Below are 20,207 nucleotides of genomic sequence, written 5' to 3' on the forward strand. Positions count from 1 at the left end.
GCCGTCGATGACCGTGCTCGGGGAAGGGCGGCCGGTTCAGGTGAGCGCGCCGCCGATGACCGTGGCCAGGCAGGGCGGCTGGGTCATCAGGGCCGAGTACGGGTAGCGTCCGCGGGCGTCGAAGACGGCGAAGTCGGCCCGGCTGCCCGGCCCGAGCGAGCCGATCCGGCCCGGCCCGGCGTCCAGGCCCAGTGCCCGCGCCCCGCCCAGCGTCGCGGCCTCGACCAGGCGGCGGTCCAGCCCCCGCACCCGCAGTCCCAGCTCCCTGGCCCGTCGCCGGACCCCGGCCGCGAGCCCGAGCAGGTCACCGGCCGGGGCGAGGCCGTCCAGGGGGCGGCTGCCCAGGGCGAGGGGGTTGCCCTCCTCCAGGAGGGTCAGCACGTCGGCGGCCTGGTCCTGTCCGGGCGGGCAGATCGCGACCACGCTGCGGCGCAGGCGCAGCAGCTTGCGCTCGCCGGGGTCGAGCGGCCGGGCGCAGGCCACGTGGCAGTGGGGGCCGAGCGCGCCGGCCTCGTCCAGGGCCATGGGGGAGTGCCGGTCCAGCCCGGCCAGCAGCCGCAGGCCGAACGTCCTGGCCAGCACGGCGACGTCCTCCAGCACCTGCGGGTCGCGGGTCCGGGCCGCGATGCCGACCGGGCACGGCCGGTCCACCTCGCGCAGGGCCGTGATCAGTGCGTCCCGGTCGTGCTCCTCCCACTCCCGCTCGCCGGCGCTGGACGCCTCGACGTACGAGACGCCGGGAACGCCCGCGACATCGGCGGGGTCGGCCACCACGGCGGCCCGCGTGGTGACTCCGGGGCTGACTCCGGGGCTGACTCCGGGGCCGACGCCGGGGCCCGGCGGCGGCGGCGCGCAGCAGGCGTCCACCAGCCCGGCCACGATCATGCCCGGCCAGCGGACCTCCTCCGCGACGCGGAAGCGGGACAGCAACTCGGCCCGCGAGCCCACCTGGAGCACCCGCCCGCCCCTGATCACCACCGTCCCGTCGCGCACGGGCTCGGCGCAGACCGGCAGCACCAGCGGAGCGGAGTGCGCCACGACCGGCGAGGGCGCACGCCTGCCCGGAAACGACCCCGAAACCGACCCGCGAACCGGCCCCGAAGCCTGTCCCGCACCCGGACCTGGAACCCGCGCAGCACGCTTCGCACCCGCCATCGGCGCTCCCGTCGGATTTGCCCTTTTGGCATTAAACGCGAGCTGCGGCGGCGAAGGCAATCAGTCGCCGCGGGCGTCCCGGGGCTGGTAGCGGCCGGACAGCCGGGCCAGTTTCAGGCCGAGGTGCAGGGCCAGCCGCTCGCCGCCGTCCTTGAGGTCCGTACGCGCCAGCTCCTCCACCCGCTGCAGCCGGTAGTACAGCGAGGTGCGGTGCAGCCGCAGCGCCCGGGACGTCGCCACCGCGCTGCCCGCCAGGTCCAGGTACGTCTCCAGCGTCTCCAGCAGCGGCAGGTACTGCTCGTCGGCCAGCAGCCCGTCGAGCCCGGGATGCACCTCCTGGTCCGCGAGCTGGGTGAGCATCCGGTAGACGCCGAGCCGGGCCCACTCGGCCGACCGCCCGAGCCCCGGCACCCGCGCGGTCACCTCCGCCGCGTGCCGGGCCTCCGCGTACGACCCGGCCGCCTCCGCCAGTTCCAGCCGGGTACGCCCGACCCCCACCACCACGGGCACCGGCATGGCCGCGTGCAGCTCGTCGGGCGGGACCGGAGGCCCGGCGGTGAGCAGCACGGCGTGGTCGTAGCGCACCAGGTGCAGCGGGTGGTGGCCGCTGAGCCGCCGGCGCAGCGCCAGCAGCCCCTGTTCGAGTGCCAGGCGCAGCCCCTCGTCGGGCTCGGCCGAGCGGGGCCGGGCCACCAGCACGGTCACCGGCTGGCCCTGCGGGAACGCGCCCGCCTCGATGAGCTGCCTGGCCGCGTCCCGCTCGCCGCGCAGCAGCCCGGTGACCGCCTCCAGCTCCCGGTGGGAGGCCAGCCCGGTCGCCAGGCTCTCGTGGAACAGCGCGAGCGCCAGCCCGGGGACGGCCGCCGCCGCCTCGGCCACCTTCTCGTCGGACATGGCCGGTCCGGCGTCGATGAACCACAGGAAGCCGAGCAGGCCGTCGGCGTGCCGCAACGGGACGCACACGCGCGGCAGCAGCCCGAGGTGCGGCGCGCCGGCCGTGCGCAGCGGGGCCTGCGCCTCGTGCACGCCGGCCGCCCGCAGCCACTCGCGCACCTCCGGGGTGGTGTGCCGGCGCAGGATGGAGTCGCGGCGGATGTCGTCCATGGCGCCGTTCTGCTCGCTGTAGGCGATCACGCGCTGCACGCGGTCCTCCAGCAGCAGGGGACGCCCGAGGCGCACGGCGAGGTCGTCCACGATCCGCTGGAGATCCGCCACTGCTCCACCTAGGTCACGCTGGACATTTCGACAAATGTCGGAAGGGTTGCTACACGTCTTCCCTACAGCTGATCGGTGATCTCCGTCAATAACGTCTATACCGTCAATCCGTGAATGCCCCGAAGAAGCTGCTGAAGGGTTTGCTGGCGGCCATCGTGCTGTTCCCGGTGAGCCTGATGGCGACCCCTGCTTCCGCAGCACCCCCCACCGTCGATCCCGAGTACCCCTGGCGGCAGAACCACTGGCCGCAGACCCAGCCCTGGCAGCAGGACGAATCGGCCGACGCCCAGACGTTGCGCGCCCGTCCTCCCGGCGGCCTCACGCCTCTCGACCCGCAGAACTGGGAGAACCCCGACCACATGACGTGGGCGGACTACAAGAAGCCCCCGGGCACCAACTGGAACGACCCGGCCGTCAAGGGCTCCAAGCGCACCTTCAAGGGCGCGCTGGTGCTGCTCGACTACCCCAACCAGGCGTTCGTCGTCACCCAGCCCAAGGGCTCGACGATCTACGCCAACCCGAGCGCCGAGGCCCATGACGTCCCGCGCGACCAGGTGGCCAAGTTCTACCAGGACTTCCTCAACACCCCGAACACCCTCAACAAGGGCCACACCATCCACGAGTACTGGATGGAGGACTCCGGCGGCCGGTACGGCGTCGAGCTGACCGGGTTCGGCCCGTACACGATGCCGGGCAAGGACCACGAGTACGCGCTAGAGCCCGGCTTCAACGGCACCTCGGGCTGCCCGGCGGGCGACACCTGCAACAAGAACCTGCGCACCGACGGCCACAACGCCTGGATCAACGCCGTCGGCGAGGACGTCGCCAAGCAGTACGACTTCGTCTTCTACCTCAGCGCCGGCCAGGACGAGTCGTCCACCTGGCAGGAGTTCGGGATGATGAAGTTCCCGACCAAGGAGGACGTGCCCGACGAGTGGGGCCCGCCCGACCCGGCCCTGCCCAACTGGCTGAAGACGCGCTACGTCGAGTGGTCCTCCTGGCAGGCGGCCTCCAACTTCTGGCCCAACGCCAACATCGGCGTCGACTCCGTCCAGGCCGAGAGCTCCGGCATGGCGGTCTACGCCCACGAGTTCAGCCACATCCTCGGCGTGCTGGACAACTACAACAACCCGTACGGGGTGCCGCCGGTCCGGGCGTACACCGGCGTCTGGGAGATGCTCAGCCGCGGCAGCTTCAACGGCCCCGGCGGGCCGCACTCCCGCTGGCTGATCCCGCCCACGGCGGGCGCGTCCATGGGCGCCCAGCACATGCTGCGCAACAAGCTCAAGCTCGGCATGGTGGACGAGCAGAACGTCCTGCGCCTGTCGCGTGAGGCGCTCGACGAGTCCGGCCTGGTCACGGCCAAGATCCTGGCCCGCGCCGTGCGGCCGGGGCAGGACGACCTGTCGGGCGTCAACATCTCCTTCGACGCCCCCGGCGACAAGAGCACCTGCTCGGCGACCGACCCGCTGTGCGACCGCGGCGGCTACCAGAACTACACGGTCGAGGTCGTGGACCGGATGGGCTCCGACTCCTTCACCCCCGACTCCGGCGTGCTGCTGGCCAAGACCAAGAACGAGGACCGGGCGCCGTTCGAGTGGGTGATCGACGCCAACCCGCAGGACATCGGCATGACCGACTACGTGATGCCCGACGGGACCAAGGTGCCGATCACCGTCGGCGACTACCGCCAGCTCTCCGACGCCCTCTTCCACGCCGGGACCGACTCCGGCAGCGAGTACGAGTACGTGGACCAGGCCAACCGCCTGCACTTCTACGTCACCGACCTCAAGCGCAACCGGAACGGCGAGCTGTCCTACACCGTCGCCATCCGGTCGCTGGACGGCTCGGGCCCGCAGAAGCGCGGCGTGCGGGTGCTGCCCGCGGCCGGCGTCCCCACCGGCAAGAACGTCTCCACCTGCACGTTCCCGGTGTTCAACACCGGCAAGGCGGCCCCCGCCCAGGGGCAGCACCCCGAGGACGTCAGCGCCTACCTCAACTCCGACGTCTACCGGGTCAAGGCCGAGGTGCAGGGCAAGGGCTGGACCGCCCAGGTGCCCAACGCCCTGGCCTCCGTCGCCTTCGGCAAGCAGGCGCCGGTGACGGTCAACGCGGTGCGCGCGCCCGGCGGCGACCGTCTGGCCCGGGTCAAGCTCACCGCCGTCTCGGAGAGCGACCCGACCAAGACCGCCACGGCCACCTGTCACGTGATCGGCCTTTAGCGGAACGATGGGGCACGGCTGGCGCTCGCCGTGCCCCATCGGCTTGAATCACCCCCGGAAGGGGGTGTTCGGTGCCGGGAAACTTACCGGACAAACCGCGACGTAAGCGGGTGACGTGGGCGGCGCCCGTCTCGGCGGGGCTCGCGGCCGCCGCCGCCAGTGTGCTGGCCGCCTCGCTGGAGTGGGACATCCCGCCCACGGCCAAGATCGGCGTGACGCTCGCGGCGGCGCTGCTCGTCGGCGTCACCACGTGGGCCACCACCGAGGCCACGCCCCGGCGGCGCGCCGCGCCCGCGCCCGAGCCCGGCGTGCGGCCGCCCGACCAGTGGCCGCCCGTGCCCGAGCACTTCACCGGGCGCGCCGACTCCCTCGCCACCCTGCGCGAGATCTTCGCCGCCCGCCGGAAGTCCTCCGACCTGTCCCCGCCCCTGGTCGTCTCCGTGTACGGTCGCGGCGGCGTCGGCAAATCGGCGCTGATGACCCGGTTCGGGCAGGAGGTCGCCGACTGGTTCCCCGACGGCCGGCTGCACGCCGACCTGCGCGGCGGCGTCGACGCCCCGGTACGCCCCGAGGAGGTGCTGATCGGCTTCCTGCGCGGCCTGGGCGTGCGCCTGGCCACCGACCCCGGCGGCCTCGACGAGCTGCGCACCCTCTGGCTGACCTGGACCAAGGGCCGCAAGATCCTCATCGGCCTGGACAACGCCCACGACGCCGCCCAGGTCAAACCGCTGATCCCGGCCGAGCCGGGCTGCGCGGTGCTGGTCACCTCGCGCTCCCCGCTGTTCCTGGACGGCACCCACGACACCCGGCTCGGCGTGTTCACCGAGGCGCAAGGCGTGGAGCTGCTGGCCCGGCTGGCCGGCGGCGCGCGGGTGGTGGACGACCTGGAGTCGGCCAAGGAGATCGTCCGGCTCTGCGACCACCTGCCGCTGGCGATCAACATCTGCGGCGGCCGGCTGGCCACCCGCGAGCAGTGGACCCTGCGCGAGATGGCCGGGCGGCTGAGCGACGAGCGCCGCCGTCTCGACCAGCTTGAGGTGGCGCAGGGTGTGGACAAGAGCGTGCGGGCCTCGGTGCAGCTCAGCTACGACGACTGCACCGGCATCCAGCGCCGCCTGCTGCGCCTGCTCAGCGCGCTGCCCGCGCCCGACGTGCCCGGCTGGGTGGCCGGCGAGCTGCTCGACATCTCCGGCCTGGACGGCGCCGACCAGCTCGAAGCGCTGATCGACGCCCAGCTCGCCGAGTGCTCCGGCACCGACCAGACCGGCGCGATGCGCTACCGCCTGCACGACCTGGTCCGGGTGTTCGGCGCCGAGCTGGCCGGCCAGGACGAGGAGGAGCGCCGCAGGGCCGCCGTCGAGCGCGTCCTGCACGGTTACCGCCGCCGGGCCGAGGAGGCCGCCCAGAACCGCTGGCCGCAGGACTGGAGCAAGGGCGGCCGGCGCGCCGACGCCGAGGGCCAGCTCGGGGCGGGCGACTGGCTCAACGCCGAGCGGCTGTCGCTGCTCGCCATGATCAACCTGGCCGCGCAGCTCCGCCTCTGGGAGCTGACCTGGGGGCTGGCCAGGGCGTTCTGCTCGTTGTGCCACTCGCTGCGGGCCTACTGGGCCGACTGGGCGGACGTCGCCGACATGGGCTGCGAGGCGGGCCGGCGTACCGGTGACCGGCGCGCGCTGGCCATCGCGCTGCTGAACAGCGCGATCGTGCGCGGCGGCATGGGCCTGCGCGAGCGCGCTCTGCGCGAGGCCGAGCAGGCGCTGGAGATCTTCGGCGACCTCGGCGAGACCTGGTGGGCGGCGCGGGCCATGCGCACGGTCGGCATGACCCTGATCAGCGGCGGGCACCTCGACCGCGCCCAGGACTACCTGATCGGGGCGATCACCGCGTTCAAGGGCGAGGACGACCTGTGGTGGATGGCCCGCACCCAGCGCAACCTGGCCGAGATGCGCATGGCGGAACGCCGTCCCGAGGAGGCCCGCGACCTGCTCGAAGACGCCCTGGAGATCTTCCAGCGGGCGGGCAACCGCTACTCCGAGGCCCAGACCCTGCGCGTCTACGGCGAGGTGCTGGCCGCCCAGGCGCGCGGCGAGCGCCGGGCCGGTGACCACCGGGCCTCCGACGCCCTGTTCGTCAGGGCCGGGTTCAGTCTCGACCGGGCGGCCGAGATGTTCCGGCAGCGCGGCGAGCTGTGGGAGGAGGCCCGCTGCCTGCGCGCCGCGGGCGAGGTGGGCGATCCGGCGGGCGGGCTGCGCGAGCTGGAGTACGTCCGGCGGGCCGAGGAGATCCTGGTGGCGCTCGGCGACTCGTGGGGGGTGGCGCGCACCGCGGTGTCGGCCGGGCGCGCGCTGGCCCGGCTGGGCCGGATCGAGGAGTCCGAGCACGAGCTGCGCCGCGCCGTACGCGGCTTCCAGGAGCTGGAGGACCGCTGGTGGATGGCCAGGAGCCTGCGCTACCTCGGCGAGGCGCACCTCGACGCGGGCGGGCCGGACGCGGCGGTCGGGCCCCTGGAGCAGGCCAGGGAGATCTACCGCAGCCTGGGGAACGAGGCGGGCATGCGCCGCACCCTGGAGCTCCTGCGGCAGGCCCGGCCCTGACCGTCCGCGGGGGTCAGGAGTCGCGCGAGGGATGCCACTGCGGGCCGGTCGCGCCGCGCTCGTGCCGCTCGTGCCGGTCGTGCGGGCCGGTCGCGCCGCGCTCGTGCCGGTCACGCGGGCCGGTCGCGCCGCGGGCGCCGCGGTCGTGCCCGCCGGTGCGGGGGCCGAGCGCGCCGGTGCCGTAGGCGTCGCTGAAGGGGCTTCTCAGCAGCTCGCCCGCCGCCTGCCTGGCCTGCAGCACGCTCTCCTCGAACAGCTTGCGCACGTGGGCCGCCTGGTCGGACAGCTCCCTGATGCGCTCGTGCGCCAGCTCGTCCCGTACGGTGTCGGCGAGGAGCTGCTGGTACTCGGGGGTCTTGGCGGCCAGCGCCTCCAGGCGTCGGTGCGCGTGGTACACCTTGTCGGCCTTGAGCACCTGCTTGGCGTACTTCTCCAGATGGCGTACGCGGTGCGAGAGCGAGGTCCAGGCGGCGTCGAGGGCGCTGGTGTACGGCTTGAAGGCGTCCTCCATGCCCGGCGGCAGCTCGCGCGGGATGAGCCTGCCCTGCTCGGCGTGCATCGACGACAGCCGCCGCAGCCGGTGGGCGATCTGCCAGACCTCCTCGGGCAGCGACACCTGGTTCTCCACCGAGTCGATCAGACCGGCCTTGTGCACCTTGGAGTTGAGCACGGCCGTGGCCGCGTCCTGGGCGCGGCGCAGCAGCACCTGGCAGGGATGGTCGAGGTCCTCGGGCAGCACGTAGCGGTCGGCGTGGGTGGTGGCGAGACGTAGCCGTCGTTTGACGATCCGGTGGGAGCTGTCCAGCGCCATCCACCGGATCAGGGCGATCAGCCCCATGCCGAGCCCGGCCACGAAGACGGCCTCGGGCTCGCCGGTCACGATCAGGACCATCACCAGCAGGGCCGGAAGCGCGAAGAGCAGGGCGGGGCTGAAACTGGGATCCATCCGCCTGCCGGAACGGGCCATGTGAAGGATGTGCGGGCTCGACCGCAATTCGACCGAGACGTCCGGGGGCAGCGATGGATCGATCACCAGCCGGGGAGGCAGCGCGCGTGGATCCATACGTTCATGCTGCGTTATGAACTAGGAATCTGCTCATGATTGGCCGACATATAAGGTCGAAGTAATGGATGAGATGACAAGATGGATCGATCTGGAAGGCGCCGTCAACGTACGTGACCTGGGCGAACTTCCCACCCGTGACGGCGGGCTCACCCGCCGCGGCCGGATCTTCCGAGCCGACAACCTGCAGGGCCTCACCCCGGCGGACGTGTCGCTCCTGGTGGGCGAGCTGAACCTGCGCCACGTCGTGGACCTGCGCTCGACCGCCGAGGTCAACCTGGAGGGCCCCGGCCCGCTCACCCGGGCGCCGGAGGTGACCCACCACCACCTGACGCTGTTCGCCGAGGGCGGCAGGCACACCGACGTCGAGGCCGACTCCATCGACGGCGACCGCGTGCTGCCCTGGCAGGAACGGGAGGTCGACGAGGAGCTGCGCGTGACCGGCTTCTACTTCGGCTACCTGCGCGACCGTCCGGACGCCGTCGTGGCGGCCCTGCGCGCCATGGCCCTCGACGACGGCGCCGCGCTGGTGCACTGCGCGGCGGGCAAGGACCGCACCGGCGTGCTCTCGGCGCTGGCGCTGGAGGTCGCCGGGGCCACCCGCGAGGCCATCGTGCAGGACTACGTGGCCACGGGCGAGCGCCTGGAGCTGATACTCAAGCGCCTGCGCGCCAGCGACACCTACCGGGACGACCTCGACTCCCGCCCGGCCGACGACCACCGGCCCCGGGCCCGCTACATCGAGCAGTTCCTCAAGGTGCTGGACGACCGCTTCGGCGGCCCGATGGGCTGGCTGCGCGGCCATGGCTGGACCGACGCCGACGACGCCGCCCTGCGCGCCCGCCTGCGCGACTGATCAGCCCAGCTGCCAGCCCAGCCGTCAACCCAGCCGTCAACCCAGGTGGACGACCATGCGCTGGGCGGCCGACAGGCGGGCGGCCTCGATGACGGCCAGCGTGTCGATCGAGCCGCGCGGGTCCACCGGCGGCGGCGCGCCCTCGCGCAGGGCGCGTTCCACCCCGCGGTAGAAGTCCAGGTACGCGCCCGGCTCGGTGGGAACGGGCCGGGCGTCGTCGTCGGTGCCGAGCAGGCCCCAGCGGCTCTCCTCGTCCGCGCCGAAACCGGGGGAGTCCGGGGTCAGGCCCGCCCGCAGGCGCTCCTCCTGCACGTCCATGCCGTGCTTGACGTACGCGGCCGCCGAGCCCAGCACCCGCAGCCGCGGCCCGAGCCGGGCCGCCACCGAGCTGGCCCACAGGTGGGAACGCACCCCGCCCGCGTGCCGCAGCGCGATGAACGTGTCGTCGTCGGAGGCCACGCCCTGCCGCCGGACATCGCTCTCGCAGTAGACCTCGTGCGCCGGGCCGAACAGCTGCAGCGCCTGGTCGACCAGGTGGCTGCCCAGGTCGTAGAGCAGGCCGCCGATCTCCTCCGCGCCGCCGGTCTCCCGCCAGCCGCCCTTGGGCACCGGCCGCCAGCGCTCGAACCGCGACTCGTAGCGCAGGACCTCGCCGAGCCGCCCCTCGGCGATCAGCCGCCGCACGGTGAGGAAGTCGCCGTCCCAGCGCCGGTTCTGGAACACGGTCAGCATGACGCCGGCCTGCTCGGCCAGCCGCACCAGCTCGCGGGCCTCCTCGGCGGTACGGGCGACCGGTTTGTCCACGACGACGGGCAGGCCCTCGGCGAGCGCGGCGGCGGCCATGCTCACGTGCGTGCGGTTGGGGGAGGCGACCACCACGAGGTCGCTGTGCTCCCACAGCTCACGCACGTCCGGCACGCCGGCCGCGCCGTACCGGTGGGCCACCTCGGCCTGCCGCTCCGGATTGCGCGTCACGACCGCGGACAGGCGCAGGCCCGGAGTGGCGTGGACGAGCGGCGCGTGGAAGTACGCCCCCGCGGTGCCGTATCCGATCAGGCCGACCCGGATCTCGCTCATCCGCCCAGGTTAGCCGGTACGGCCCGGCCCGCCCGTCACTCGTCGTCGCGTTCGGCCAGGAAACGTTCGAACTGGGCGGCCAGCTCGTCGCCGGTGGGCATCGGGGTCGTCTCGGCCATCAGGTTCTGCCGCTCCGCGCCGCCCGCGAACGCGTCGTACTGCTGCTCCAGCCCGCTGATGGCGGTCGACAGCTCCGAGGACGCCTGGATCTGCTCCTCGATCTCCGCCGTCGTACGGTGGGCCGCGTCGCGCAGCGCCTCCATCGGGAACACCAGGCCGGTGCCCCGCGTCACCGCCTCCAGCCCGGTCACCGCCGCCGTCGGGTACTCCGCCTGCGACAGGTAGTGCGGCACGTGCACCGCGTACCCGACCGCGTCGTGCCCCTGCGCGCCCAGCCGCAGCTCCAGCAGCGCGGCCGCGCTCCCCGGGACCTGGACGCGGCCGAAGGCGCTGGTCTGGGAGTTGATCAGCTCGGGGCGGCTGGCGTGCATGGTGATGCCCAGCGGACGCGTGTGCGGCACCGCCATCGGGATGCCGTGCAGCGTGACGATCTTGCTCACCTTCAGCCGTTCCAGCAACTCTCCCACCGCGCGGGTGAACAGCTCCCATTCCCGGTCCGGCTCCGGGCCGCTCATCAACAGGAACGGCGTGCCCGTGGCGTCATGGGCGACATGGACGGCGAGCTCGGGGCTCTCACACTCGACCCAGCGGTCGGTGTCGAAGGTCATGATGGGCCGCCGGGACCGGTAGTCGAGCAACCGGTCCACGTCGAACGTCGCCACGACCCGGTGCTCCAGCTCGGCCAGCAGGTGGCCCAGCGCGAGGCGTCCGGCGCCGCCCGCGTCGACGAAACCGTCGAAGTGGTACAGCAACACCGGATCAGTCAGCTCGGGCGCGTCGTCTGCGAGCCTGTAGAGATCCTTCGGGTCGAACACGGTTGGACAGCCTTTCCCTAGGTACTCTTCCCCAGAACCTATGGCGAGTCGGATCGATTCCGCGCAAGGCACCCTATCGAGGCACAATCCGGCATCCGGTCGGAGGTGGGGGTCCGCCCTGGCCGGCGCGGCGGGTCCAGGATGTCGCCCGCCGGCTCCGGAGGCTGCCGTTCCGGTCAATCTCGCCATCAGCAAAGGTGACATTTTGCTGATGGTGATGGCCGATCATGGTGGCGTGGAGTCCGGTGAATGATCGTCGCGTCTGGATCCGGGTCCGGCCGCGTCCGGGGCCGTGGGCGCGGGTCGTTTTCCGGGGGCGGGTTCACGCGGGAGTCGGCCGTGGTCAGAGCGCTGCCGGTGACGGAAGCCGAGCAGCGGGACGGCGCTCCGCCGGCAATGGCCCGGCCTGAATATTGGCAAATGCCCAGTTTATCCACCAGTTCCCTTGGAGGTATCCATAGTGTGAAAAAGGCATTAAAGGGCTCCAAGTTGTCGAGTGTGGCCTTTTGAGCAGCCGATCGTCATGCTGAAGGGCGTGGCAACTTCTGCGCATTCCTTCAGTAGGCGACCGCTCCACATCCCTCCGCTCCCGTGCCCGTTCCCCAACGAGATCAACGTGCATGCCGCGGAGGTCGACGCGGAGAGCCACACGTGGCTGGCCGCCTCCAACATGCTCAAGGACGCCGACACCATCGAGCACTTCCGGCGTTCCAAGATCGGCCTGCTCGCCGCCCGTACCAACCCCGAGGTCCCGCGCGACAGCCTCCGGCTGATCAACGACTGGTACAACTGGCTCTTCGCGTTCGACGACGCCTTCTGCGAGGGCGAGCTGATGGGACACCGGGCCTCCGCGCTCGCCCGCGCCCTGCCGCCGCTCCTGGAGATCCTGGACGACCGCAGGAAGCCCGACGACGACGACCCCTTCGGCCTCGCCCTCAACGAACTCCTGCACCGCATCGTCGCCACCTCCACCCCGGCGCAGGTGGACCGGTGGCGCATCACCGTCAAGGAATATCTGTTCGCCCAGATCTGGGAGGCGGCCAACCGCGAGGCCGACCTGATCCCCACCCCACAGGACTACATCCTGATGCGCCGCATCACCGGAGCCACCTATACCTGCTTCGCCCTCATCGACGCCGGCGGCGGCTACCGCCTGGAGGCCGAGGAGTGGCACCATCCGGACGTGCGGATGTTGTCGGACCTGGCCTGCGACCTCATCGGCTGGGACAACGACCTGCTCTCCTACGCCAAGGAGTGCGACAACGACAAGGCCCGGCACAACCTCGTCACCGTGCTGGCCACCCACCGGAACCTCACCCTCCAGGACGCCCTCCTGGAGGTCTCCGACATGCACAACGAGGCCCTCGCCGCCTTCCTCGACCGGCGCGCGGCGCTGGAGAAGTGGGCCACGCCGCCCGTCCGGACGTACGTCCGCGGCCTTGAGCACTGGGTACGCGGGCACATCGAGTTCTCGCTGGGCAGCGCGCGTTACGTGCACGCGTGGCCGGAGGGAACTCGCTGGCCCCAGGCCGTGTGAGGGCCCGGGATCAGTCCTCGGCCGGGGCGTCCAGGTCGCCGAGCGCGAGCGTGGACGCCTCGTCGAGGTCGAGGCGGGCGCCGTTCTCGAAGGCGTTCTTGTAGGCCAGCTCGCCCATCATCGACTTGCAGTCCTCGACGCACGCGTCGTGGTCGTCGGTCAGGAACGGGGCGCCCATCTGCGGCAGGCCGGCCGTCCGCCAGTTCTGCTGCAACGCGCCCAGCAGCTTGGCCGCCGTCGGCGCCTGCTTGAGCGCGATGAGGATGCGCGCGGTCGTCTCCAGCACCAGCAGCGTGCCCAGCGTGTCGTGGAAGTGCCGCTTGATCCGCAGGCCCTCGCGGGCGTTGTGCAGCGCCTCTCCCGGCCTGCCGGTGGCGAGCCTCGTGCGCGACATCGCCCACTGGGCGTACGAGCTGACCCACAGCTCGCCGCGCTCCCGGCAGACCTGAAGGCAGTCCTGGAGCAGCGACTCGGCCTCGAACAGCTCGCCCTGCGCCGACAACACCAGCGACAGCTCGACGATCGCGGGCAGCAGACCCGGGTTGAGCTCCTTGTTGTCGGTGTTGAACTCGATCGCCACGCCCAGCAGCGCGCTGGCCTTCTGCAGGTCGCCCTGGAGCAGCGCGGCCGTGCCCTGCATCTTCGAGGCCAGGATCACCGCCCGCGAGTCGCCCACCCGGACGGCCTCCGTGCTGCACTGCTCGGCCGCCGCCAGCGCGCCGTCGCTGTCACCCTGCGCGCTGCGCACGTAGGACAGCACCCACAGGGCCTTGCAGCGCTCCTTGCTCGGCGAGGGGTTGGCCTCCAGCGCGCGTTCGAGGTAGAGCCGCCCCTCCCGGACGAAACCGCAGCACACCCACATGAACCACAACGACGACAGCAGCGTGAGCGCCGAACCGCTGCGCATGGGCGAGGACAACGCGTGCTCCAGCGCCACCCGCACGTTGTCGTGCTCCTGACGCATGCGCACGAACCAGTAGATCTGCCGCGGACCCGACCACGCGTCCTCGCTGCGCTGGGCCAGGCTCAGGTAGTACTCCAGGTGGCGCTGCCGCATCTGCTGGGCCTGGCCCAGCTTGTCCAGCCACTCCTCGCCGTACTCGGCCAGCGTGTCGATCAGCTTGTAGCGGACGCCGGAGTGGTGGCTCCTGATCATCAGGATCGACTTCTCCACCAGCCCGGTGACCAGATCGGTGATGTCCTCCGAGGGCAGGCGCCCGTCGGAGCAGACGAACCTGGCCGCGTCGAGCTCGAAGTCGCCGGCGAACACCGACAGCCGCGCCCACAACAACCGCTCGGCGGGCTCGCACAGCTCGTGACTCCAGCCGATCGCCGCCCGCAGCGTCGCGTGGCGCGGCAGCGCCGTACGGCTCGCGCCGGCCAGCAGGCTGAACCGGTCGGCCAGCAGCCCGAGGATCTGCTCCACCGACAGGGCGCGCAGCCGCACCGCCGCCAGCTCGATCGCCAGCGGGATGCCGTCGAGCCTGCGGCACAGCTCGGCCACCGCGCCGATGTTGTCCTCGTCGAGCTGGAAGTCGGGCACGACCGCCCCGGCCCGCAGCGCGAACAACTGCACCGACTCGTTGGTGAACAGGTTCTCCGTCGGGTCGTCGCCGGGCACCACCAGCGGCGGCACCGGCACCACCTGCTCGTACGGCAGGTGGAGCGACTGCCTGCTGGTGGCCAGCACCTTCAGGTTGGGCGCGGCCTCCAGCAGCTCGTGGACCAGCTCGGCGCAGCCCTGAACCAGGTGTTCGCAGGTGTCGATGATGAGCAGCATGTCGCGTTCGCCGACCCACTCCGACAACGACTCCGACTCCGCCCGCGAGGACTGGTCGGCGATGCCGAGCGCCGAGGCGATCGTGTGCTTGACCATGCCCGCGTCCTGCAGCCGGGCCAGGTCGGCGAACCACACGCCGTCGGGGTACTGCGTGCGGACCTGGTGCGCCAGCCGCAGCACCGTGCGCGACTTGCCCACCCCGCCGATGCCGGTGACGGTCACCAGCCGGGACTCGGCGAGATGCCGCTTGAGGTTGGCGAGTAACCGGGTCCGCCCCACGAAGCTGGTGAGCTCCGCCGGTAGATTGCCTTCTCTCCGCCAGCCTGTAGGGGTGGCCATGCGCAGCCTCACGGGGGATCGGCGACACCTGCCCTGGCATCGTACCGCCGGGCGCGAGGGCTGTCCGTGGAGCCGGGAAGACGACCGGTGTGGGTTTGTACGTCTCGGTAGCATGTTTTCCGTGGACGAATTTCTCCCGGAGCAGACTTCGGACGACACCGACCTCGGCTGGGGCGACTGGCGTGAAGCCGACCCCGACGCCTTCTACCTCGACAACAAGCCTCCGCACTGGGGCTGACCTGGCCGCCCGTGCCGTCGCCGGGCCGGGCGCCCGCCTTCCTGGGCCCCGGCCGTTCCTGAATCGGCCGGCCTGATCCCCTTTTCCGGCCCATCGGGATCGAGCCCGCCCTATCCCGGTACGCCACTTTCTGGCGCGCCGAATCCCGCTCGCCCCACTTTTTCGAGGATCGGACGGCGGGTTCGCCGTACCGGACGGCGCTGCCGCGACGGCGTTCGAGCCGGTCGATGTCGCCACGGCGTTCGAGCCAGTCGATGCCGCCACGGCGTTCGAGCCGGTCGATGCCATGCGCGCTCGCCGGCATGCCGGTGTGCGGACGAGACATCACCGATCATCCCCTCGCACCGGACCCGAGCAGCGCCAGGCTACCCGCCGACGCCACCCGCGCGGACCGCCTCGCTCACCTGGACCGCCTCGCTCACCCGGACCGCCTCGCTCACCCGGACCGCCGCGCTCACCCGGACCGCCTCGCTCACCCGGACCGGCGAGGTGCGCCAGGGTGTGCCGTGGCCGGGGAGCACCCAGGACGCCGGCAGCCGGGCGATCCGGTCGAGGGAGTCGAGCGCTTCGGCCGGGTCGTCGGTGAAGGGGCCGGTTGGGGGCCTTCGCGTCCGGTGAGGACGTGCCGGGTGGTCAGGGCGTCCCCGACGAAGACGGCGTCGGCGAGCGGGACGTGCACCCATGATGCGGCTCGGCCTGCACCCGGGCGGGTTCGCGTCGCGGCTGCTCAACCTCGGGCAGGTGCGCGGATTCCTGCTGCCCCGGCTCGCCCGCCAGGTCGCGCAGAGCGGTGACGCCGAACTCAGCGCACTGTACGAGGAGGTGCTGTCCTACGGTCCCGCGGGCGATCCGCGGCCACCGGATCCGGCCGAGATCGCGCTGCCCATCCGCATCCGCCATCGCGGCGCGGAGTTGTGCTTCGTCAACACCATCACGACGTTCGGCGCGGCCTTCGACGTCACGCTCGAGGAGATCGCCGTCGAGGCCTACTTTCCCGCCGACGACGACACCGCCCGCTTCTTCAGGACGGCGGACCCCTCTGCCTGACGCCGTTCCAACCGGCGCGACCGGCCTTCCCAGATCTTTTTCAAGATTCTTGGGGACGCGTGTCGATCCGCCCCCGTCCCGTTCGACGCGTCGATGAAAGGAAGGGGACGGGCACGGATCCGGCCCCCGCGACACGTCTCGAAAGGACGACCGGCGACATGCAGAAGATCACGACCTACCTGTGGTTCGACAACCAGGCCGAAGAGGCGGCCGAGTTCTACACCTCGATCTTCGCCGACTCCCGCATCCTGGAGGTCCAGCGCTACTCCGAGGGCGGCCCCGGGCCCGCCGGGCAGGCCATGGTGGTCTCCTTCGAGCTGGCCGGGCAGCGTTTCCTCGCCCTGAACGGCGGCCCGCGCTTCACCTTCACCGAGGCGATCTCCCTCTACGTCGACTGCGTCTCCCAGGAGGAGGTCGACGACCTGTGGGCCAGGCTCACCGACGGCGGCGAGGAGTCGCAGTGCGGCTGGCTGAAGGACCGGTACGGCCTGTCGTGGCAGATCGTCCCGAGGGCGCTGCAGGAGCTGATGAGCGTGCCGGACCCGGCCGCCGCCCAGCGGGTCGTGCAGGCCATGCTGGGCATGCGGAAGATCGAGATCAAGGGCCTGGAGGACGCCGCCAAGGGCGTCAGCTGACCACGTCCTTGCGCCGGAACCTGCGGAAGGCCACGGCGATCAGGATCGCGGCATAGGTGATCGACACCGAGGCGCCCTTGGCCATCCCGCTCCAGTCGAGCTCGGGGGCCAGGGCGTCCAGCCACGCGTTGTTCCAGAACGTCGGCAGGAACTCGCGCAGCGTCCCCAGCGCCTCGACCGCCTGCAGGATGGTGCACACGATCCACAGGCCCACCGCCCCGCCCACCGCGCCGAGCGGCGAGTCGGTCACCGTGGAGACCAGGAACGCCAGGGCCGCCACCACGAGCTGGCTGACCAGCGCGTAACCGATCACGATGCCGAACCGGGGCAGCACGTCGAGCGCCGGGATGGTCTCGCCGGTGCCGGGCACCTGGATGTCGTGCCAGCCGAACGCGACCGTGCCGGCCAGCAGCGCCATCAGCGGCAGGCAGATCACCGCCGCCGCCGAGAAGCCGAGCGCCACGATCAGCTTCTGGCGCAGCAGGCGGTCGCGGGGGACGGGCGCGGCCAGCAGGTAACGCAACGACGACCAGTTGGCCTCGGCGGCCACCGTGTCGCCGCAGAACAGGGCGACCGCCACCACCAGCAGGAAGCTCGCCGACACCGACAGGGCGAACGCCGCGAAGTTCAGGCCGCTCGCGGTGGCCAGGTCGCTGATCCGCAGCGACGACTGCCCCTGGTTGCCGGACTGCGGCCCGAACTGGAACGCGATCACCAGCACCCACGGCAACGCCAGCAGCAGCCCGAACATGACCAGCGTCCGCCGCCGCTTGAACTGCCTGACGATCTCCACGCGCAGCGGCAGCGTGCGGCGCGGCGCGTAGCCCGGCGCGGCGGTCATGATCTGTCTCCGATGAGGTCGAGGAACACGTCTTCCAGGCGCGGACCGCCGTGCCCGTTGCCGTTGCCCGCCGCCGAGCTCAGCAGCCGCTCCACCGGCCCGGTGGAGACCAGCCGGCCGCGGTGCATGACGACCACGTGGCTGCACGTCTGCTCCACCTCGGCCAGCATGTGGCTGGAGACGATGACGGTACGGCCGTCGCGCGCGTAGCGCTTGAGCACCTCGCGCATCTCCCGGATCTGGGGCGGGTCGAGACCGTTGGTGGGCTCGTCGAGCACCAGCAGGTCGGGCAGGCCGAGCATGGCCTGGGCGATGGCCAGCCGCTGGCGCATGCCCTGGGAGTAGGTGCGCACCGCGCGGTCGAGCGCCTTGCCCAGGCCCGCGATCTCCAGCGCCTCCTCGAAATGGGCGTCGGCGGCGGGCCGGCCGGTGGCTGCCCAGTAGAGCTCGATGTTGTCGCGGCCGGACAGGTGGGGCAGGAAGCCGGGGCCCTCCACGAACGAGCCCAACCGGGACAACACGGGCGCACCGGGGGTGACGGGGTCGCCGAAGATCCGGATCTCGCCGGAGTCGGGGCGGATCAGGCCCATCATCATCCGCATCGTGGTCGTCTTGCCGGCGCCGTTGGGGCCGAGGAGGCCGAGGACCTGGCCCTGCTCGACCCGGAACGACAGCCCGTCGACGGCCCGCTCGCCGTTGCGGTACGCCTTGGTCAGCCCGACGATCTCCAACGGCACCTCACGCCCGCCGTCACCGCCCGGCGCCTCTCGCCCAGCGGCACCGCCCGGCGCCTCCGACGGCCGGTCGCCGTTCGCGCTCACGCCGGCCTTCGCCGTCGAGCCGCGGCCCGAGGGACGGCCGGTGGCCAGGAGGACGGCGGCGGCGAGCACGGCGGCCAGGGGCATCGCCCACACCCACCAGGCCACCCCGGCCGGCGGCGCGGCGAGCGTGCGGACCGTGGGGACGGCCAATGCGGGCGAGGCCAGGGAGACGCCGAACGCGGCGGGCTCGGCCGGGGTCGCGAACCCCATGTCCGTCGTGGTCACGACCAGCCGCAGCCGGTGGCCCACGGCGAACCGGTGGTCGACGGCCGGCAGAGTGACCGTGGCCTCGGCCGAGCCGGCCCCCTCGGGGATCGTGACCCGGAACGGCGCCACCAGCCCGGCAGGCAGCGCGGGCGGCTGGACGGCGTCGGCGACGTCGTAGAGCTTGGCGAACAGGGTCGCCTGGCCCTTGCCGGACACCTTGACCTTGACCGTGGGGCTGCCGGTGAGCTGGAGCGGGGCGGTGAGCGGCGGCGACTCGAACGCCGCGCTCTGGCCGGGCATGTCGATGGACACGCCCGCGCCGCCGCCCTGGCCGCTGAGCAGCCCTCCGACGCCGGGAACGGTCGAGATCGAGGCGGGGGCGCCGCCGGGCGGGTTGACGACGTTCTGCTCGGGGCCGGCGAGCTGCACCGTGGCGGTGTCGGTGCCGGCCAGGCCGGGGTAGGCGGCGGCCTCGGGGTGGAGCCTGATGCGCTGGCGGGTGCCGGGGTCGCGGCCGCCGTCGCGGGTGACGGTGAACGCGCTCACCGCGGGCGCGGCCTCGCGCTTGAGATGGCGGGCGAACCAGGCCGCGGACTGGTCGTAGAGCCAGTCGGCCTCGCCGTTGCCGCCGTCGTGGCCGCCGTCGAACCAGGCCATGCTCACCGGCGTGCCGGCGGCGGCGATGGCCCGGGCGTTGGCGTCGGCGTGGGCGAGCGGGAACAGGGAGTCGCGCTGGCCCTGGAGGAGCAGGGTGGGCGCCTTGATCCGGCCGGCCACGGTGACCGGGCTGGATCTGCGCAGCAGCGCGACGGCCTCGGGCGTGGCCCGGCCGTCTTCGGCGACCTGCTGGTAGATCGCGCAGATCGCCGGCAGGAAGCGGCCGCACCTGGCCTGCTCGACGGTGAGCGGCGCGGCGGCCTCGCGGCGGGACTGGGCGGCGAAGGTGTCGAGGGAGACGCCCTGGCCGAAGAAGATGCCCGCCCACATGCGCTTGAACACGCCGTCGGCCACGCCCTGCCCGATGGCGGCCTGCGGACCCGTGGCGGATCCGGCGGCGGCGTTGGGGAAGAGGGCGTCGGCCAGGTCGGCCCAGGTGATCTGCGGGACGATGGCGTCGACCCGCTGGTCGTAGGCGGCGGTCATCAGGGCGATGGCCCCGCCGTACGAGCCGCCCGTGATGCCCACGCGGGGGTCGCCGGCGGCGTCGAGCTGCACCTCGGGGCGCCTGGCCAGCCAGTCGACGAGCTGCTTGACGTCTTTGACCTCGTAGTCGGGCGAGTTGAGCGCGATCTCGCCCGTGGAACGGCCGAAACCGCGCGCGGACCAGGTCAGCACGGCGTAGCCGTCCTGGGCCAGACGGGCGGCCTGCTGGCGGACGCTCTGCTTGCTGCCGCCGAACCCGTGGGCGACCAGCACGGCGGGCGCCTTCCCGCCGCCGGCGGGCGGGAAGAACGTGGCGTCGAGCTCCACCCGCTGGTCGTCGGCGGGCCCGTCGACGACCGTGATCCGCTGGTCCAGGCCGCGCGCCTCCGCGGTGGACGGCCACACCAGCCACGTCGTCACCCCGATGACGGCGAGCACCGCGACCAGCGCGGCCACACGTTTCATGGCGGTGAGCCTACTTTCCGCACCTGAGAGATCCCTG

At 72.3% G+C, this 20,207-nt stretch carries 14 protein-coding genes and 1 pseudogene; 6 read left to right on the forward strand and 9 right to left on the reverse strand.

What is annotated here, in order from left to right; all coding sequences use genetic code 11:
* Window positions 1–36: 36 nt before the first annotated feature.
* Both AB0J76_RS17405 and AB0J76_RS17410 read right to left on the reverse strand, forming a co-directional pair.
* Complete coding sequence (locus tag AB0J76_RS17405; RefSeq protein ID WP_352321553.1) at window positions 37–1,038, reverse strand: amidohydrolase family protein; 1,002 nt, start codon at window positions 1,036–1,038, stop codon at window positions 37–39.
* Between the two features lie 177 nt (window positions 1,039–1,215).
* Window positions 1,216–2,370 carry a helix-turn-helix domain-containing protein gene (locus AB0J76_RS17410; protein ID WP_352321551.1) on the reverse strand — a complete coding sequence of 385 codons (1,155 nt, stop codon included), beginning with the start codon at window positions 2,368–2,370 and terminating at the stop codon, window positions 1,216–1,218.
* A gap of 110 nt (window positions 2,371–2,480) precedes the next feature.
* On the opposite strand from AB0J76_RS17410, the gene AB0J76_RS17415 reads away from it, so the two are divergent.
* Window positions 2,481–4,592, forward strand: coding sequence for a M6 family metalloprotease domain-containing protein (locus tag AB0J76_RS17415; RefSeq protein WP_352321549.1), 2,112 nt, complete (start codon window positions 2,481–2,483; stop codon window positions 4,590–4,592).
* Window positions 4,593–4,663: 71 nt separating this feature from the next.
* Window positions 4,664–7,186, forward strand: coding sequence for a tetratricopeptide repeat protein (locus AB0J76_RS17420; protein WP_352321548.1), 2,523 nt, complete (start codon window positions 4,664–4,666; stop codon window positions 7,184–7,186).
* A 13-nt stretch (window positions 7,187–7,199) separates the two neighbouring features.
* On the opposite strand, the gene AB0J76_RS17425 is transcribed toward AB0J76_RS17420, so the two are convergent.
* Window positions 7,200–8,249: a hypothetical protein gene (locus AB0J76_RS17425; RefSeq protein ID WP_352321547.1), complete on the reverse strand. Its 1,050-nt coding sequence runs from the start codon at window positions 8,247–8,249 to the stop codon at window positions 7,200–7,202.
* A gap of 73 nt (window positions 8,250–8,322) precedes the next feature.
* Between AB0J76_RS17425 and AB0J76_RS17430 the strand changes: the two genes are divergently transcribed.
* Window positions 8,323–9,105: a tyrosine-protein phosphatase gene (locus AB0J76_RS17430; protein WP_352321545.1), complete on the forward strand. Its 783-nt coding sequence runs from the start codon at window positions 8,323–8,325 to the stop codon at window positions 9,103–9,105.
* 36 nt (window positions 9,106–9,141) lie between these two features.
* Here AB0J76_RS17430 and AB0J76_RS17435 read toward each other — a convergent pair whose 3' ends face one another.
* Both AB0J76_RS17435 and AB0J76_RS17440 read right to left on the reverse strand, forming a co-directional pair.
* Window positions 9,142–10,182 carry a Gfo/Idh/MocA family oxidoreductase gene (locus AB0J76_RS17435; RefSeq protein ID WP_352321543.1) on the reverse strand — a complete coding sequence of 347 codons (1,041 nt, stop codon included), beginning with the start codon at window positions 10,180–10,182 and terminating at the stop codon, window positions 9,142–9,144.
* 35 nt (window positions 10,183–10,217) lie between these two features.
* Window positions 10,218–11,117, reverse strand: a complete 900-nt coding sequence (locus AB0J76_RS17440) for a PAC2 family protein (RefSeq protein WP_352321542.1) — start codon at window positions 11,115–11,117, stop codon at window positions 10,218–10,220.
* 616 nt (window positions 11,118–11,733) lie between these two features.
* Here AB0J76_RS17440 and AB0J76_RS17445 point away from each other — a divergent pair.
* Window positions 11,734–12,654: a hypothetical protein gene (locus AB0J76_RS17445; RefSeq protein WP_352321540.1), complete on the forward strand. Its 921-nt coding sequence runs from the start codon at window positions 11,734–11,736 to the stop codon at window positions 12,652–12,654.
* Window positions 12,655–12,664: 10 nt separating this feature from the next.
* On the opposite strand, the gene AB0J76_RS17450 is transcribed toward AB0J76_RS17445, so the two are convergent.
* On the reverse strand, window positions 12,665–14,785 hold the full coding sequence (locus AB0J76_RS17450) for an ATPase (RefSeq protein WP_364389897.1): 2,121 nt from the start codon (window positions 14,783–14,785) through the stop codon (window positions 12,665–12,667).
* A 591-nt stretch (window positions 14,786–15,376) separates the two neighbouring features.
* The gene (locus tag AB0J76_RS17455; RefSeq protein ID WP_352321537.1) at window positions 15,377–15,532 is read right to left on the reverse strand and encodes a hypothetical protein; all 156 of its coding nucleotides are present in this window, start codon (window positions 15,530–15,532) and stop codon (window positions 15,377–15,379) included.
* A 154-nt stretch (window positions 15,533–15,686) separates the two neighbouring features.
* Here AB0J76_RS17455 and AB0J76_RS17460 point away from each other — a divergent pair.
* Window positions 15,687–16,058, forward strand: a pseudogene (locus AB0J76_RS17460) (transcriptional regulator); the annotation flags it as partial.
* A gap of 158 nt (window positions 16,059–16,216) precedes the next feature.
* Entirely contained in the window at window positions 16,217–16,693 is a 477-nt protein-coding gene (locus tag AB0J76_RS17465) for a VOC family protein (protein WP_352321535.1), read from the forward strand.
* On the opposite strand, the gene AB0J76_RS17470 is transcribed toward AB0J76_RS17465, so the two are convergent.
* Together AB0J76_RS17470 and AB0J76_RS17475 are read right to left on the reverse strand one after the other, a co-directional pair.
* Complete coding sequence (locus tag AB0J76_RS17470; protein ID WP_352321533.1) at window positions 16,686–17,534, reverse strand: ABC transporter permease subunit; 849 nt, start codon at window positions 17,532–17,534, stop codon at window positions 16,686–16,688. The genes AB0J76_RS17465 and AB0J76_RS17470 overlap by 8 nt on opposite strands.
* A complete protein-coding gene (locus AB0J76_RS17475; protein WP_352321531.1) occupies window positions 17,531–20,170 on the reverse strand; it encodes a CocE/NonD family hydrolase in 2,640 nt (879 codons plus the stop codon). Before AB0J76_RS17475 ends, AB0J76_RS17470 begins: the two co-directional genes overlap by 4 nt.
* Window positions 20,171–20,207: the final 37 nt, after the last annotated feature.

The sequence above is a fragment of the Nonomuraea sp. NPDC049624 genome, assembly GCF_040675255.1.
Lineage (GTDB): Bacteria > Actinomycetota > Actinomycetes > Streptosporangiales > Streptosporangiaceae > Nonomuraea.